This is a genomic window from Hydrogenophaga crassostreae, from assembly GCF_001761385.1.
GTDB classification, from domain to species: domain Bacteria; phylum Pseudomonadota; class Gammaproteobacteria; order Burkholderiales; family Burkholderiaceae_C; genus Hydrogenophaga; species Hydrogenophaga crassostreae.
Genome location: NZ_CP017476.1, coordinates 1,254,505 through 1,270,177 on the forward strand (window position 1 = coordinate 1,254,505; position 15,673 = coordinate 1,270,177).

General features: G+C 60.9%; 13 protein-coding genes and 1 pseudogene. 9 read left to right on the forward strand and 5 right to left on the reverse strand.

Features of this window, described 5'->3' with window-relative positions; genetic code table 11:
* The first annotated feature begins 344 nt into the window (after nucleotides 1–344).
* The 7 genes from LPB072_RS05900 to LPB072_RS05930 all read left to right on the forward strand — a co-directional run bounded on the left by LPB072_RS05900 (nucleotide 345) and on the right by LPB072_RS05930 (nucleotide 10,803).
* Nucleotides 345–2,399, forward strand: coding sequence for a TonB-dependent receptor plug domain-containing protein (locus LPB072_RS05900; protein ID WP_066088750.1), 2,055 nt, complete (start codon nucleotides 345–347; stop codon nucleotides 2,397–2,399).
* A gap of 2 nt (nucleotides 2,400–2,401) precedes the next feature.
* Entirely contained in the window at nucleotides 2,402–2,941 is a 540-nt protein-coding gene (locus LPB072_RS05905) for a YfiR family protein (RefSeq protein ID WP_066088753.1), read from the forward strand.
* Nucleotides 2,938–5,175: an ATP-binding protein gene (locus LPB072_RS05910; RefSeq protein WP_066088756.1), complete on the forward strand. Its 2,238-nt coding sequence runs from the start codon at nucleotides 2,938–2,940 to the stop codon at nucleotides 5,173–5,175. Before LPB072_RS05905 ends, LPB072_RS05910 begins: the two co-directional genes overlap by 4 nt.
* A 613-nt stretch (nucleotides 5,176–5,788) precedes the next feature.
* A complete protein-coding gene (gene upp / locus LPB072_RS05915; protein WP_066088758.1) occupies nucleotides 5,789–6,424 on the forward strand; it encodes a uracil phosphoribosyltransferase in 636 nt (211 codons plus the stop codon).
* Nucleotides 6,425–6,571: 147 nt separating this feature from the next.
* Nucleotides 6,572–7,525 carry an alpha/beta hydrolase family protein gene (locus LPB072_RS05920; protein WP_157559239.1) on the forward strand — a complete coding sequence of 318 codons (954 nt, stop codon included), beginning with the start codon at nucleotides 6,572–6,574 and terminating at the stop codon, nucleotides 7,523–7,525.
* 170 nt (nucleotides 7,526–7,695) lie between these two features.
* On the forward strand, nucleotides 7,696–10,230 hold the full coding sequence (locus LPB072_RS05925) for an ABC transporter permease (protein WP_066088854.1): 2,535 nt from the start codon (nucleotides 7,696–7,698) through the stop codon (nucleotides 10,228–10,230).
* Between the two features lie 162 nt (nucleotides 10,231–10,392).
* Entirely contained in the window at nucleotides 10,393–10,803 is a 411-nt protein-coding gene (locus tag LPB072_RS05930) for a group II truncated hemoglobin (RefSeq protein WP_066088763.1), read from the forward strand.
* A 49-nt stretch (nucleotides 10,804–10,852) separates the two neighbouring features.
* Here LPB072_RS05930 and LPB072_RS05935 read toward each other — a convergent pair whose 3' ends face one another.
* The 4 genes and pseudogenes from LPB072_RS05935 to LPB072_RS05945 all read right to left on the reverse strand — a co-directional run bounded on the left by LPB072_RS05935 (nucleotide 10,853) and on the right by LPB072_RS05945 (nucleotide 12,596).
* Nucleotides 10,853–11,065: a hypothetical protein gene (locus LPB072_RS05935; protein ID WP_066088766.1), complete on the reverse strand. Its 213-nt coding sequence runs from the start codon at nucleotides 11,063–11,065 to the stop codon at nucleotides 10,853–10,855.
* A 188-nt stretch (nucleotides 11,066–11,253) separates the two neighbouring features.
* The gene (locus LPB072_RS05940; protein ID WP_231943440.1) at nucleotides 11,254–11,694 is read right to left on the reverse strand and encodes a hypothetical protein; all 441 of its coding nucleotides are present in this window, start codon (nucleotides 11,692–11,694) and stop codon (nucleotides 11,254–11,256) included.
* Between the two features lie 81 nt (nucleotides 11,695–11,775).
* Nucleotides 11,776–11,913: pseudogene (locus LPB072_RS24190) on the reverse strand (hypothetical protein); the annotation flags it as partial.
* A 23-nt stretch (nucleotides 11,914–11,936) separates the two neighbouring features.
* Nucleotides 11,937–12,596, reverse strand: coding sequence for a Smr/MutS family protein (locus LPB072_RS05945; protein ID WP_066088771.1), 660 nt, complete (start codon nucleotides 12,594–12,596; stop codon nucleotides 11,937–11,939).
* A gap of 269 nt (nucleotides 12,597–12,865) precedes the next feature.
* Here LPB072_RS05945 and LPB072_RS05950 point away from each other — a divergent pair, with 269 nt between their 5' ends.
* Both LPB072_RS05950 and LPB072_RS05955 read left to right on the forward strand, forming a co-directional pair.
* Nucleotides 12,866–13,972 (forward strand): S-(hydroxymethyl)glutathione dehydrogenase/class III alcohol dehydrogenase, encoded by a 1,107-nt coding sequence (locus LPB072_RS05950; protein WP_070263909.1) that lies wholly within the window; start codon nucleotides 12,866–12,868, stop codon nucleotides 13,970–13,972.
* A gap of 200 nt (nucleotides 13,973–14,172) precedes the next feature.
* Nucleotides 14,173–14,541 (forward strand): VOC family protein, encoded by a 369-nt coding sequence (locus LPB072_RS05955; protein WP_197508911.1) that lies wholly within the window; start codon nucleotides 14,173–14,175, stop codon nucleotides 14,539–14,541.
* Between the two features lie 43 nt (nucleotides 14,542–14,584).
* Here the strand turns inward: LPB072_RS05955 and LPB072_RS05960 are convergent, their stop codons facing one another.
* Nucleotides 14,585–15,610: a GlxA family transcriptional regulator gene (locus tag LPB072_RS05960; RefSeq protein ID WP_066092713.1), complete on the reverse strand. Its 1,026-nt coding sequence runs from the start codon at nucleotides 15,608–15,610 to the stop codon at nucleotides 14,585–14,587.
* Between the last annotated feature and the right edge of the window lie 63 nt (nucleotides 15,611–15,673).

The window sequence follows — 15,673 nt, forward strand, 5'->3', positions numbered from 1 at the left end:
TTGATCTTCGAGACATGTGCTTGCAAGTGCTTCTCGCTCAAAGGAGTGCATTCATGCTGCCCCATCGTCCCTGCGCGCTCAGTCCAAGCCGTACCTCCGATCCGCATGCAGGTCGCTTGTCTGGCCGTTCAGTTGGCGTCCGGCGCTTGGGGCGCTGTGGCGGCCAGTCGTAGCCAGCCCCGCTGGCGCAAGACGGCTGCACCGTGCGAACTGCCTCGAATGATCGGTTTTGAGCCAGCACACATTGACGCCCATCGGTTTCGGCCTTGATGACGTATCGATAGCGGAAATTGGTTGTATCCACGGCGCCTGCCACCTTCTAAACCACTTGCAGACATCCAGCGATGAACACAAAAATCCTTGCCGACACCTCGCGCAGCTTCCGGGGCGGCGACGCACACCGATTGCAGACACCCCCCCTTCAGTTGAGCCCGCAGCGGCGAGCTTGCGCAGGCATGCTCTCGCTAGTTCTGGCGGGCTCGGCCTGGGGCGCCACGCCGACCGCAGGTACCTGGATGTCGCTGGAAGAGCTGATGGTGATCGAGATCAGCTCGGCGGCCAAAAAGCCGCAGCGCCTGGCCGATGCCGCGACCGCCATTTATGTGTTGGGCCAGGATGAAATTCGCCGCTCGGGTGCCACCAATGTGCCCGAACTCTTGCGCACCGTGCCGGGCGTGCAGGTGTCGCGCATCGATGGCAGCCGCTACGCAGTGGGCATTCGGGGCTTCGGAAGCCGCTACAGCGGCAAGCTGCTGGTATTGCAAGACGGCCGCACCCTGTATTCACCCCTTCTCAGTGGTACCTTGTGGGAAGCTCAAGATGTGATGCTCGAAGACGTGGAGCGCATTGAAATCATCCGGGGACCCGGCGGCACGCTCTGGGGCGCCAACGCCATGAACGGTGTCATCAATATCATCACCAAACATGCCCAGGACACGCAGGGCACCGTTGCACAAACCAAAGCCGGCAGCCTGGAGAGCGGTGTTTCCGTGCGCCATGGCGGTCGCCTGGGTGAGAGCGGCCACTTCCGCCTGTATGCGAAGGCGGACGAACATCAAGACATGGAAACAGAGACCGGCGCCGACGCACACGACGCCTGGCGCCAGAAGCGGGCCGGCTTCCGTGCCGACTTCACGCCCGATGCGCGCGACACCATCACCCTGCAGGGCGATGTGTACGACACCAAGGCACAGTCCACTTCGCTGTTTACCGCCATGGTGCCGCCGACCACGGCCTACCTGCCGGACACTTCGAACCTGTCGGGCGCCAATCTGCTGTTCCGTTGGGTGCGCGATGTGGACGCCACGCAAAACTGGCAGTTCCAGGCTTACTTCGATCGAACCGACGCAACTGAGAGGGCTTTCGATGCGCGCGTGGACACCACCGATCTGGACTGGCAACACCGATTCCGTCTGACGCCTTCGCAAGAACTGACCTGGGGCGCGGGTTACCGCCAGGTGTCCGACGAGGTCAATGGCAGTTTCACCATTGGCTTTCCCAAGAACGCGGCCAAGAGCCAGATTTACAGTGCGTTTTTGCAAGACGAAATCCAGTTGGACGACGCTTGGCGCCTCACACTCGGCAGCAAGCTCGAGCACAACGACGTCACCGGACTGGAGCCCCAGCCCAGTGCCCGCTTGCTGTGGAACGCATCACCCACCGACACTTTCTGGACTTCGCTTTCGCGCGCCGTGCAGACGCCCACGCGGTCCACGCTGGACAGCCAGGTGAATTACGCGGTCGGGCCCTATCCACCGTTTGCGACGGCGGTCTTGGGCATTTATGGCAATCCTGATCTCGATTCGCAAGCTATGGTGTCAAGGGAGCTCGGCTATCGCGGCCAATTTGGTCCCCGGTTGACGGTGGACGCTGCGGCGTTTTACAACACCTATGACAACCTGATCTCGAATGAGCAGCAAGCACCAGCCTTTGTCCCTTACCCCTTGTCGGTTCAACGGTTCGACAACGGCCTGAAGGGCAAGGTCTATGGATTCGAGGTATCGGGCAACTGGCAGGCCACGCCCGACTGGCGCCTCAAAGCCAGTTACAGCCGCACCCAGTTGTCCCTCACCAACAAGCCCGGCTTTACGGGTTTGAGTGCCTTCGGGCGTGTTGGCAGCACGCCCACCAACATGGCGCAATTGCAGTCGTCTCACCGGTTGAGCCATCAAATCGAACTGGATGCCTTTCTGAACTACTCTGATGCCCTGCCGTATTTGGAGGTCCCTCGCTATACCCGCCTGGACCTGCGTCTGGGCTGGCGTCCCACTGCAGATTTTGAGTTGAGCGTGACAGGACGCAGTCTGCTGCAGAAACGCCATCAGGAATACGCGAGCGACGACGTCACGCCCAGCCTGACGCCCCGAAGCGTGTTGGTTCAGGCGCGCTGGAAATTCTGAAAATGCCCCGACTTGGGTCTGCAGGCTGGCTGCTGCCCTGGCGGCTGCTGGCCGCTGCGTGTCTGCTCGCGCTCGCTGGCCCCACAGGCGCGCAGGCCACCAGCGAGCAAGCGATCAAGGTAGCCTTTGTTTTCAACTTCGTGAAGTTCACGCAGTGGCCTCATGCGCGCGAGACCTTGCTGTTTTGCACACAAGGGGCACAGCCACTGGACTGGCAGTTTGGGCAGTTCAAAGGGCAAATGGTCAACGGGCGCACTTTGGACGTTCGTCACAACGTGCCCTCAGGCGAGTGGCGCGGGTGCGACGTGCTCTTTCTCTCGAAATCCGATGCCGGGGTGGTGGATTCGGTGCAGCGAATCTTGGGCAACGCGCCCACGCTCACCATCGCTGATTTGCCAGACTACGCTCAGAACGGCGGCATGATCGCGCTGCGCGTCGAAGGAACCCGCCTTCGTTTTGACGTGAACCTGGCGGCCGTGCAGCGTGCGGGTCTGGTCCTCAGCGGCCAGATGGTGAAGCTGGCGGGAAAGGTGTTGCAGTGAACACCAACAACCTTTCCATCGTCCAGAAGTTGGGGCTGCTGTTGGCGGTCAATACTGTGATAGCCGTGGTGATGATTGCCCTGGTTTTTTCCGTGGGAACTGGCATTTCGCGCTACCGGGATTCACAGCAACAACTCGAAGCCCTAGCAAGGGTTGTTGGCGAAAACAGCCGCGCTTCACTGGCTTTCGGAGACGCTCAGGGCGCCAGGGCGACGCTGGACGGATTGCGCGTTCGAGCGGACATAAAATTCGCCCGGTTGCTGGATGCTCAAGGAGTTACCTTTGCTCAAGCAGATTTTCACGGCGATCAACAGGGCCGAGGCCCGTTGTCTGAGGCTGCCGTAGCCGCCATCCTTCCCGTCAAACTGGCGGTGAGTCAGGGCATTCAAGACAACGGGCGCACGATAGGTCGCATTGAACTTGACGTCGAATTGCACCGTCTCTGGGCCGAATTGATCGAGCAGATGGGCTTGATGGCGCTGATTGCCGTAGCGTTGTCATCGCTGTGCGTGTACTTCGCGTTGCGCTTGCGTCGCATCATCACCGACCCCATCCTGGGGCTGACGAGAGTGGCTCACCAGATTTCGCGTGAGCAAGACTATTCCCTTCGGGCTGTCAAGGCCGGGAACGACGAAATCGCGGAACTGGTGGACCATTTCAACCACATGTTGGCCGAGATCCAGTCCCGCGACGAAGCACTGAGTCAGGAGCGAGAGGCCCTTGTGCAACTCACCAGCGAAATGAAAATTACCATGGAAGCAGCTGAAAGCGCCAATCGGGTGAAGTCGGAGTTTCTCTCGACGGTGAGCCATGAATTGCGCACTCCGCTGACGGCCATCGGCGGGTCGCTGGGCCTGCTCGTGGGTGGTGTACTTGGCGAAATGCCCGCCCAGGCCGGCCAGATGCTGCAAATCGCGAACAAGAACTGCCAACGGCTGAGTTACCTGATCAACGACTTGCTGGACATGGAGAAGCTCGTTGCCGGCAAGCTGAACTTTGACATGCAACCTTATGAACTGATGGCGTTGGTGCGTCAGGCGCTGATCGACAACGAGACGTATGCCGGTCAGTTTCAAGTGAGCTATGAGATTAGCCAGGCCGCCGACAACGCGTGGGTCTTGGTGGACGCGCAACGTCTGCAGCAAGTGATGGCCAACCTCCTTTCCAATGCCGCCAAGTTTTCGCCTGCGGGATCTAAAGTGCGCATTTCGGTGCGGCATAGCCATGGTGGAGTGGTGGTAGAGGTGCGGGACCAAGGCAGCGGCATATCACCCGATTTTCACAACCGGATTTTTCAGCGTTTCTCGCAGGGCGATGCATCCGACAGTCGGCAGAAGGGCGGTACCGGGTTGGGGTTGGCCATCACGCGCGAACTGGTGGAACGCATGGGCGGGCACATCGGCTTCGAGTCGATGCCGGATCGCGGCAGTTGCTTCTATTTTGAATTTCCACTCTGGACAGAAGCGACGTCGCGCCCCGTGCCGATAGAGCTATCCCCATCTGGCACCCAGTTGCCGCGCGTGCTGGTGGTGGTAGACGGCGACATGGCTCCCCTGATCTCGCGCACGCTCAAACTGGCGGGCTACGAGGTAGACATGGCCGAATCCGGTGCGAAGGCGTTTGAATTGGCGGAACACAACGATTACGTCGCCTTAACACTGGAACTGCTGTTGCCCGACATGGATGGCCTGCGGCTGATTGAACTGTTGCGCGCGGATTCTTCTCGCAGGCATTTGCCTGTCGTCGTGATTTCAGCCATCTCCAGAGAAGCCCAGCCAGCCATGGAGTGGCTGACCAAACCCGTTGATCTGTCAAAGCTCCTTGCATCGATGGAGCGGTTGACAGCAGCTTCGAACACCGCGCAGACGCGGGTTTTGCATATTGAGGACGACTTTGAAATGCATCAACTGGTGCGTGCTCTGGCCGGTCAACGGTTTAACTTTGAGTTGGCCACTACTCTGCGCGAAGGGCGAGCCCGCATCGCTCTCGAGCGGTTCGATGTGGTGATTCTGGACCTGACACTGCCCAACGAATCCGGCTGGGATCTTTTGCCGGATATCCGCGCCCAACAGCCGGAGGCAAGGGTCGTCGTCTTGAGCAACGCCGAATTATCGCCGGAGCAGATGCAACTGGTGGACATGGTTCTGCGCAAGTCTGAAGTCTTGCCGCGTCAATTGATGAGTGCCATAGCAGCTTGTGAGCCAACAGCACCCCAGGAAAAAGCAGCCACGTGAACATGCATGCAGCGCATGCTTTAAGTAGAAGACGGGCCGAACATTCAGGCGGTGGCGCGAATTGCGCTGGAAACCCTGGCGGGATTCGGGGTCAAGATTGGCCCGTCTTGAGAGTGGCATTGGTGAGGTCGTCGCATTCGACCTCACCTGATCTTGCCCGACGCGATGATGTCTGTTGTTCAGCGGTCTAGCACCTGTAGGCGATGCGTGGTTTGCCACAGCTGTTGAACACGCCCGTGGCTTTCACCGTTTACACCGCATTCAGCCTCCAGCTCGGCGCGCCCAAGTGCCATGTTCAAGACGCGATGCGCGAGCGCTTCGCCGATCTGGTGCCGCAGCTGCAAGACCGCGACACTTTTTCTATGTCTGCGGTGTCAAGGCATGGAGGAGGGCGTGGTGATGGCGCTGCGCGAAACCGCCATGCGCGTTGGCATGGGCTGGAACGCGCTGAGTGCTTCGCTCAAAGAGCAAGGCCGGCTACACATCGAGACCTATTGACCGGGCTGATGAGGCTAGGGTCACCAGCGCCTAAACTTGGGGTATGCCGAACAGCGCAGGGCACGAAGACGTTCCCCGCGCGGTAACCCCGTCGAACTCCATAGAAAGCCCGCCCATGACCGCCCGCCAAGTTCACATCATCGACCACCCGCTGGTGCAGCACAAGCTCACGCTGATGCGCCGCAAAGACACCAGCACCAAAAGTTTTCGCGAACTGGTGCACGAGCTGAGCGCCTTGCTTGCCTACGAAATCACGCGCGACATGCCGATGCAGGAGATCGAGATCGAGACCCCGCTGGAGAAGATGAAATCGCGCGTGATCGACGGCAAGAAGGTGGTGCTCGCCTCCATCCTGCGTGCAGGCAACGGTTTCCTTGATGGCATGTTGCAGGTCATCCCTGGCGCCCGCGTGGGCCATGTCGGCCTGTACCGCGACCCCAAAACCCTGAAGGCGGTTGAGTACTACTTCAAGATGCCCAGCGAAATGGAAGAGCGCGATGTGATTGTTCTCGATCCCATGCTGGCCACCGGCAATTCCGCGGTTGCCGCGGTCGACCGCCTGAAACAGACCAAACCGCGCTCGATCCGGTTTGTGTGTCTGGTGACCTGCCCGGAAGGCTTGAAGACCTTTCACGATGCCCACCCTGATGTGCCGGTTTACACGCCATCGATCGACCGGGGCTTGAACGAACACGGCTACATCGTTCCGGGCTTAGGCGATGCGGGAGACCGAATTTTTGGAACAAAATAGGCTCCCCCCACGCCAACTGGACCCTAGTCAGCAGGGCCTCGGGTGTCGCCATTTCGGTTGAAATTCCAACGACCTGAGTTGCTGTAGTGGCTTTCGAAACGGCATTGAGGCATCCAAAGAGGCGCCAATCGCAAGGATCAGGCAACCATGTTTCTTTTGTCCGCTCAACGGGTTAAAGCGTTGTATGTCGTGTGTTTTGGCGCTACTGCCGTGTCCTTTGCGCTGTCCTCGGTTGCCTTCGCGGCTGAGAGGCTGTTACCTGTGACCGCGCTGATTGAACGCACTGGATCGGTCCAGATCGTGCCTTCAAAAGGAGGAGGTGAACGTATCCGGATGCCCTACACGCTGTTCCTGCCAGATGGGCCTGGCCCGTTTCCGCTGATTGTGTTCAATCACGGGGTAAGCATTGATCCACGGTCGCAAGCAACAGCTCGCCCGCTCGTTCTTGCACGCCAGATGGTTGCACGAGGTTATGCCGTGGTGGCGCCGATGCGCAGAGGCTTCGCCCAGACCCAAGGCAGCTACCGGTACAACTACTGTGTGTATCACCGGGGTATCGATGTAGACGGATTGGGGACCGAGAAAGATCCGGGCATGACCGACGAGACCTTTGACCTGCACGCCTTCGTTAATGAGATTGTCGGTCTGCGCGAGGTTGACCGTTCACGGATTGTTTTGGTGAGCCAGTCAGGTGGCTTCGCGCCAGTGCTCGGGTATATGACCATGCCCCGTTCCGGCGCTCTTGGGTATATCAATTTCGTGGGCGGTGGTTTTTCGTATTGCGCCAGAAAAGACAACCTCGCCCTGGCCCGCCAGGCAGGCGCCGCTCTTGGTCAGAAGGTCAAGCGACCCGGTTTGTGGATTTATTCGCGCCAGGATTCGTTTGTGTCCGCAGCCACCTACCGAGTGATGTTCGACAGGTTCGTTTCTGTTGGTGGCGAGGCAACTTTGGTGGAGCTGAATCCTCCCATCGATGAGGGCCACTACATGATTGGTGAAGAGAAGGCTGTGTCGACCTGGTGGCCACATGTTGAGGGCTATTTGCGGCATTTGGGCCTGCCGACCGAAGTGCGCTTTGTGGTTGCGGGAGGTGCAAGGTAATTTGCACGGACCCAAGCGCAAGCTCTTGGGTTTGGCATTGTCTGCTGTGTAACCTGTTCTGGCTACTTGCACGGTATCGTTGGTTGTTGCTGCTGAACTTCCGGGCGCAGGTTCGCTCCAAAATTGAGCCTGCATCCGCAGGCTCATTTCACTTGCGCTATCGTCAACCCATGACTTCACAAGCCCCTTCTTTCTGGCACATCGGCTGGCGATCCTTGACCCGCGACTGGCGGGCGGGCGAATTGCGCTTGTTGTTGCTGGCCGTGACCTTGGCCGTGGCCGCGCTCACTTCGGTGGGGTTTTTTGCCGACCGGCTGCAAGGCGGCTTGTCGCGTGACGCCAAGGCGCTGATCGGCGGCGACGCGGTGCTCAGCAGCGACAACGCCACACCCGAGGCGTTTGTCGAGCGGGCGAAGCAGGAGGGCTTGCGCAGCACGCAGACCTTGAGTTTCCCCACCATGGGACGCGCGCCCGATGAGCTGGGTGGTGCGGCCAAGCTGGTGGCGCTGAAGGTGGTGGACGCCGGTTACCCGCTGCGCGGCAGCTTGCGGGTGAGCGAGGGGCCCGATGTAGCCGATGTCGCGACCCGTGAAATCCCCGAACCGGGCACCGCCTGGGTGGATGCGGCTTTGCTGATCGCGCTTGATCTGAAGATCGGTCAGCCCTTGATGCTGGGCGACACCCAGCTCAATGTCGCGCGCATCATCACTTTGGAGTCGGATCGGGGCGCGGGCTTCATGAGCTTTGCGCCCCGCGTGATGATCAATCAGGCCGATCTGGCCGCCACGGCGCTGGTGCAACCCGCCAGCCGCTTGAACTACCGGCTGGCGGTGGCGGGCGACAACCTGGCCGCCGTCAAACGTTTTGTGGACTGGGCCAAGGTTGAGGTGGAAAAGCCAGGCGTGCGTGGCATGCGGCTTGAGTCGCTCGAAGGTGGCCAGCCGGCCATGCAGCAAACACTGGAGCGGGCCGAGAAATTCTTGAATCTGGTGGCCTTGTTGGCGGCCCTGTTGTCAGCTGTGGCGGTGGCCATTGCGGCGCGTGGGTTTGCGCAGCGCCACCTGGACGATTGCGCCATGATGCGCGTGCTCGGGCTGTCGCAGGCCACCATGACGCGGGCTTACACGCTGGAATTCGTGCTCGTGGGGCTGGGCGCCAGTGCCCTGGGTGTGGCCCTGGGTTTTGGTTTGCATTACGTGTTCGTGTTGTTGCTCGCTGGCCTGGTGGAATCGGCCTTGCCTGCCGCCACCTTCTGGCCGGTCTTGCTTGGCCTGGGCATGGGGCTCACGCTGATGCTGGCCTTCGGCCTGCCCCCGGTCCTTCAGTTGGCGCAGGTACCTCCGCTGCGGGTGATCCGGCGCGATGTGGGTCAGCTCAAGCCGGCCACCTTGATGGTGCTGGGCCTGGGTGTGGCAGGTTTTGCGGCGCTGTTGCTCGCGGCCAGCCGTGACCTGACGCTGGGGTTGATCGCCGTGGGGGGCTTCGGCGCGGCTGTGGCGGTGTTCGCATTGGCCAGCCTGGGCGCCGTGAAGCTGTTGCGCAAGAGCGTGAACGAAACCACCGCGCCGCGTGCGCTCGTGCTCGCCACGCGGCAGTTGTCTGCGCGCCCGGCTTATGCCGTGGTGCAGATCAGTTCGCTGGCCGTGGGCCTGTTGGCGCTGGTGTTGCTGGTTTTGCTGCGCACCGATCTGATCGCCAGCTGGCAAAACGCCACGCCGCCCGATGCGCCCAACCGCTTTGTGATCAACGTGCAACCTGATCAGAGTGACAGCTTTCAGCAGGCGCTGCGCGAGGGGGGCGTGAATAGCTTTGACTGGTTCCCCATGATCCGTGGGCGCTTGATCGCGGTGAACGGCAAGCCCGTGACCTCTGAAAGCTATGAGTCCGACCGCGCCAAGCGCCTGGTCGATCGCGAGTTCAACCTCTCGCACACCGCCAACCGTCCTGAACACAATGAAATCGTGCAAGGCAAGTGGGTGAACGACGAGCCCGACGCGGTGAGCGTGGAAGAAGGCCTGGCCGAAGAGCTGGGGCTGAAGCTGGGCGACCGCCTGGGCTTTGACATCGCAGGGCAGCAGGTGGAAGGCCGCATCACCAACCTGCGCAAGGTTGACTGGGGCTCCATGCGGGTGAACTTCTTTGTGTTGTTCCCTTTGGCCAGCATGCCTGAGGTGCCCGCCACCTACATCAGCGCGTTTCAGGCGCCCACAGGCAATGTGCAATTTGACAACCAGCTGGTGAGGCAGTTTCCCAATATCACCAATGTGGACATGAGCCAGACCATCGCGCAGATTCAGCGCATTCTGGGCCAGGTGATTCGCGCGGTGGAGTTTCTGTTTGCTTTCGCGCTGGCCGCTGGCCTGATCGTGTTGCTCGCCACCATCACGGCCACACGAAGCGAGCGGGAGCGTGAATTCGCCGTGCTGCGGGCGGTAGGTGCGGGCTCAAAATTGTTGCGCAACGTGCAGCGCATCGAGCTGATGGGTGTGGGCATGCTGGCCGGGTTTCTTGCCTCGGTGGTGGCCATGGCCGTGGGCTGGGCGCTGGCCAAATACGCCTTCCAGTTCAGCTGGCAGCCTTCTTTCTGGGTGCCTCTGTTGGGCAGCGCAGCGGGCGGTGTATTGGCGCTGATGGCGGGCTGGTGGGGCTTGCGCAGCATTCTGCGCACCCCTGTGGTTGAAACGCTGCGGCGGGCGAGTGTTTGATTCCCCGCGCGCCGCGCTGAAAGCGCGTCACTCCCCAGGGGGCGATGCTGGCCGCCCGGCAGAGCCGGATCGGCGGCATCCCGGGCTTGGGGCACGCGCTGCGCAGACATTCCGTTTGTTCGAACTGCAGTCGGGTGAACTTGATTTTTGAAAGTTTTGAACATGGACGCGACTGAAGACACCCCAACCACCATGACCCCGTTTGAATGGATAGGAGGCGAACCCAGGGTGCAAGCATTGGTGGACCGCTTTTACGATCTGATGGACATCGAGCCCGCTTATGCAGAGCTTCGCGCCGTGCATGGCACCACGCTGGAAGACGCGCGGCAAAAGTTGTTCTGGTTTCTCTGCGGCTGGCTGGGCGGCCCCGATCACTACCAGGAGCGCTTCGGCCACCCCCGCCTGCGCATGCGTCACATGCCGTTTGCCATCGGCATTCAGGAGCGCGACCAGTGGGTGGCCTGCATGGACCAGGCGATGGGCGAGACGGGTGTGCCCGCCGATTTGCGGGCCAGGCTCAAAGAGAGCTTTTTTGGCACGGCCGACTGGATGCGCAACACGCCTGGCGCGTAGGGCAGCACGGACTTGCCGAAGCCATAGGCGTCGTGCACGGGTTGCCTGTTCAAGCCTGCAGGCACAGCGCTTCAGGGCTGACCCAGCGCAGGCCGCCGCGGGGCCATTCGACCAGAACGCCTTCACGGGTCTGGGTCAATACCCTGCCGTCGATCTGGTCGGGAGAAGTCCAGCCCGCGATGAAGTTGGTCGCCAACTGGTTCACCCGGGCGCCTTCGGGGAAGTGTGGTGTCTCGAACAAAGATTTCAGAAAATTCATCATGGTTTACTCCTGCAATGCACACCCGTCTCAAGATATTGGTCGGGGTCCTTGGCGACCGACTGGTGGTCAGCGCTTGGTGTGAATACTAGGGTAAACCCTGTAATTTTGTTACTTTATTGTTTGAATGAAAAGCATTCGGTTCAGTGATGTTTGAGGGTGCCCATCAGGGCCATTTGAGCGACGGAGCTTCACTGCTCGGGCGCGCAGGTGGCGCGGGATCGGTTGAACAAAACGTGGCCGTCGTACAGCCCAACCTGGTCGTCTTGCACGCAACGAATGGTGAGCGATGGCATGCCTTGCGCGGAGACCGTCTGGACGGTGGTGTATTTGGCCGTGGCGAGTTGGCCGTCTTCATTCACACTGACATTCACTTTGCCCAAAGTGCTGGTGCCGGTGATGCCCGTTGTGCGCACCATATTCGCCGTTTGCTCCATGAAACTGCAGAGTCTGGAACGCCCGCCCGACATCGACGTCGGGGGGGTGCTGGAACTGTCTGAAATGGTGAACAAAAGATCAGGTGCCAGAAGCGCACACTGGGCTTTGTAGTCTGCCGTTGCAACCGTGGCATTGGCCTTTTGAATCAGTTCTTCGACAATGGCAGCGGTCAGTTGTTCAACGTTGCCCTTCATCTTCCTTGAGAGTGACTCGACCGTTGGCACGGGTCGACGGGCCGCTTCTTTTTTGCTGATGGGGCAGCCCCTGTCGGAAAAAGTCGTCTGACCTTTCTCATCTTTGCATTTGAACAATTGCTGGGCACCGGCCATCGGACTGGTCAAGTTCAAGAGGGCAGCACAGGTGATCAAACCAAAGTGCCAATGAGCGTTGCGCATGAGGGGGGCTTTCAACATTGGGACCCGAGAATATACAGTTCTTAGGTATGCATTTGTTGCGGCTGGGCAGGCCGCAACAGCACCACCAATGCCCCGGCGCCTCCCTCGGCGGGGCGTGCCTGCACGAACGCCAGTACTTCCTTTTTCTGAACGAGCCAGCGCAGTACCCGCCCTTTGAGCACCGGTGTGCGACCCGGAGAGCCGAGCCCCTTGCCGTGCACAACGCGCACACAGCGCAGGCCATGTGAGTGCGTCTCCCGAATGAACCGGCCCAGCGCTTCGCGGGCTTCGTCCGTGCGCAGGCCGTGCAGGTCGATGTGCCGCTGGATGCTCCAGCGCCCTTCGCGCAGCTTGCGCACCACGTCCTGGCCCAGCCCCGGCGTGCGGTAGCTCAGCAGGTCGTCGGTGTGCAACAGGGTTTCCACATCAAACTCGTCTGACAGCGCTTCGCGCATGACCGACTCTTCGTCGGCCTGGCGCTGCAAGGGCTCGGGCTCTACAGGGATGAAGGGGTGTGCCACCCGATCGGTTGCGTTCAGGGGCTGGACCGGACCAACCGCCAACTCGAAAAGGCGGCGCTCGCGGTCTTCCTGAATGGCCTTGAGGCGGGCTGCCTCCAGTGCGGCAGCTTCAGCGGCGGCGCGCTCGGCAATGGCCCGGCGCAGGGGCATCAAATCGGCGAAAGCGCGCACGGGTTCCATGTGTCGCATTGTCGCGCAGCGATGTGGGGTGGGTTCAAGTAGGGGTTTGTCGGGTGGGTGCATCTGGCAATTGGCCTTCATCCGCGCCCCTGGGTGATGGTCCAACGGTGCATTCCGGCCAAGTTGGTCCACAGGGCGGCCAAAGCGCGCCGAGTTCATGCGGATGGCGGTCTTTTTGCCGACCTGCCCCCTACCATCATCGGCGAAACGAAGACGGCTGGCCAACTCGCGCAGCCGTGACTGTGAAACTCCAAGGAAGTGAAGTCCCCATGAAAACCAAAGCCGCCGTAGCCTGGCAAGCGGGCCAGCCCCTGACCATCGAAACCGTCGACCTGCAAGGGCCCAAGCTGGGCGAGGTGCTGGTCGAGATCAAGGCCACGGGCATCTGCCACACCGACTACTACACGCTCTCGGGTGCCGATCCCGAAGGCATCTTTCCTGCGATTCTTGGCCACGAGGGCGCGGGCGTCGTGGTTGACGTGGGGCCGGGTGTCACCACGCTCAAGAAGGGCGACCACGTGATTCCGCTCTACACGCCTGAATGCCGCCAGTGCAAGTTCTGCCTGAGCCGCAAGACCAACCTGTGCCAGCTCATCCGCGGCACCCAGGGCAAGGGCCTGATGCCCGACGCCACCAGCCGCTTTAGCCTCGACGGCAAGCCCATCTTCCATTACATGGGCACCTCGACCTTCTCCAACTACACGGTCGCACCTGAAATCTCGCTGGCCAAGATCCGTGAGGACGCGCCTTTTGACAAGGTGTGTTACATCGGCTGCGGCGTGACCACCGGCATTGGCGCCGTGATCTTCACCGCCAAGGTGGAGGCGGGCGCCAACGTGGTTGTCTTCGGCCTGGGCGGCATTGGCCTGAACGTGATCCAGGGCGCCAAGATGGTGGGTGCCGACAAGATCATTGGGGTTGACATCAACCCCGCCCGCCAGGAAATGGCGCGCAAGTTCGGCATGACCCACTTCATCAACCCCAAGGAGGTGGACAACGTGGTCGACGCCATTGTCCAGCTCACGGATGGCGGTGCAGACTATTCGTTCGAGTGCATCGGCAACACCAAGGTCATGCGCGATGCGCTGGAATGCACCCACAAGGGCTGGGGTCGCAGCATCATCATCGGTGTGGCAGAAGCTGGCGCCGAGATTTCTACGCGCCCGTTTCAGCTGGTGACCGGTCGCAAATGGGAGGGCTCGGCCTTTGGCGGCGCACGGGGCCGCACCGATGTGCCGAAGATTGTGGACTGGTACATGGAGGGCAAGATCAACATCGACGATCTGATCACCCACACCATGCCGCTGGAGGACATCAACAAGGGCTTTGACCTGATGAAGCGTGGTGAATCCATTCGCGGTGTGGTCCTTTTTTGAACCCCTGAGAGCGGCCCATCCCCGTCGCTGCGTTCCGCCCCTCAAGGGGCAATGCTGGCCGACCGGCAAAGCCGGATCGGCGGCGTTCTGAATTCTCGCTACCGGCTTCCTGCGCGGAAAAAATTGGCGGTCAACGCGGGGGGCGTTGGCCATTGGGGTTCACTGCGGTTGAGAAAACATGGCAGCACACCCTGCTGAAAGTGGTCGTTGCTGCTGGACGGGGCCATGCGTTGGCCGTGCAGACCAGTGACGCCGCTCTCGGTGCACTGGGGCTGAAAAAGCACGGCGACTTTGGCGACAACGGTCGCATGTACGGCGCCGAGGGCCCGGCATTCATCGTGACCAAGCCCGGCGATGGCGAGCCCGCCACCTTTGCCAATGGCGGCACGCTCGGGTACCTTGCTCCCAGCAGGGATGCTGTTCGCAATTTTCACTCCCAGGGTCTGGCCAATGGCGGTGTTGATGCGGGGGCGCCGGGCCCTCGCTCCTTCGCTCCAACGGCCTACGCAGCCTATTTGCGGGATCCTGCCGGCAACAAGATTTGCGCCTATTGCTTCGCCGCCGCGTAGATCCACAGGTCCCAAAAAAGCTGCAGCCTGTGCTACAGCTTTTTTACGTTGCAGAGGGCGTTGCCGGTGAGGCTGCACCCGATGAACCGCCAAAGCGCTCCCGGTAGGCCTGGGGCGCCACACCGAGGCGCTTGATGAAGAGTTTGCGCAGCGACTGTTCGGATGCAAAACCGATGCGAGCCGCAACCGATTTGAAGGGCAAGTCGCCTTCTTCGAGCAGGCGCCGTGCCGCTTCCAGTCGCGCGGCTTCGATGAACTGCAAGGGTGTGGTGCCGACCTCCTTGACAAACACGCGCCGAAAATTGCGCTCGCTCATGGCTGCCCGGGTGGCCAGACGGCACACATCAAGTGGCTGGGAAAGGTTGCACATCACCCACGCCTGAATTTCGCGTATGCCGGGATGGCTGGTGTACTGGCTGGTCAGATGCACGCTGAACTGCGACTGGCCACCGGGGCGCTTGAGGTAGACAACAAGATCACGGGCCACCTGCAAAGCCAATGCCCGTCCATGGTCTTCTTCAACCAGGGCCAGAGCCAGGTCAATCCCTGCGGTGACCCCGGCCGATGTCCAGATATGGCCTGCGCGCAAATAGATGGCGTCGGCCTGGACCTTCACGGCAGGGAAGCGCTCGCCCAACAGTGCAGCGACACTCCAGTGGGTGGTGGCAGGCAGGCCATCCAGAACGCCAGCTGCCGACAGGAAAAAACTGCCCGAGCACAAGGCCACCAACCGCTCGATCCGTGGCGCTGCGGCCGCGACCCAGTCCACGATGGGCTGGTTGGCGGCCAGGGCGCTTTCGATCTGACGTGCGCCAACGATGATCGCGGTATGGGGCAGCGGGTCTGCCTGCAATGCACATGCGTCGAGATGCATGTGCATGTCTGACGCCACTGGGCCCGATTCAACCGAGACGATGCGCAGTGCGTAGCCTGGTGGCCGGCCGTCCTGTGTGAGATGGACGTTGGCGTACTCGAACACGCTCATCGCACCAATGGCCTCGATGCCTTTGAAGCCGGGGTAGACCAGCACATCGATGCGCCGGGGGGTCAACAGGGGCAAGTGGTGCATGCAGCCATCGGTGTTGGTGAGAAAACAGACATGAAGAAGGGTTGGGCATTCTCACATCCAACC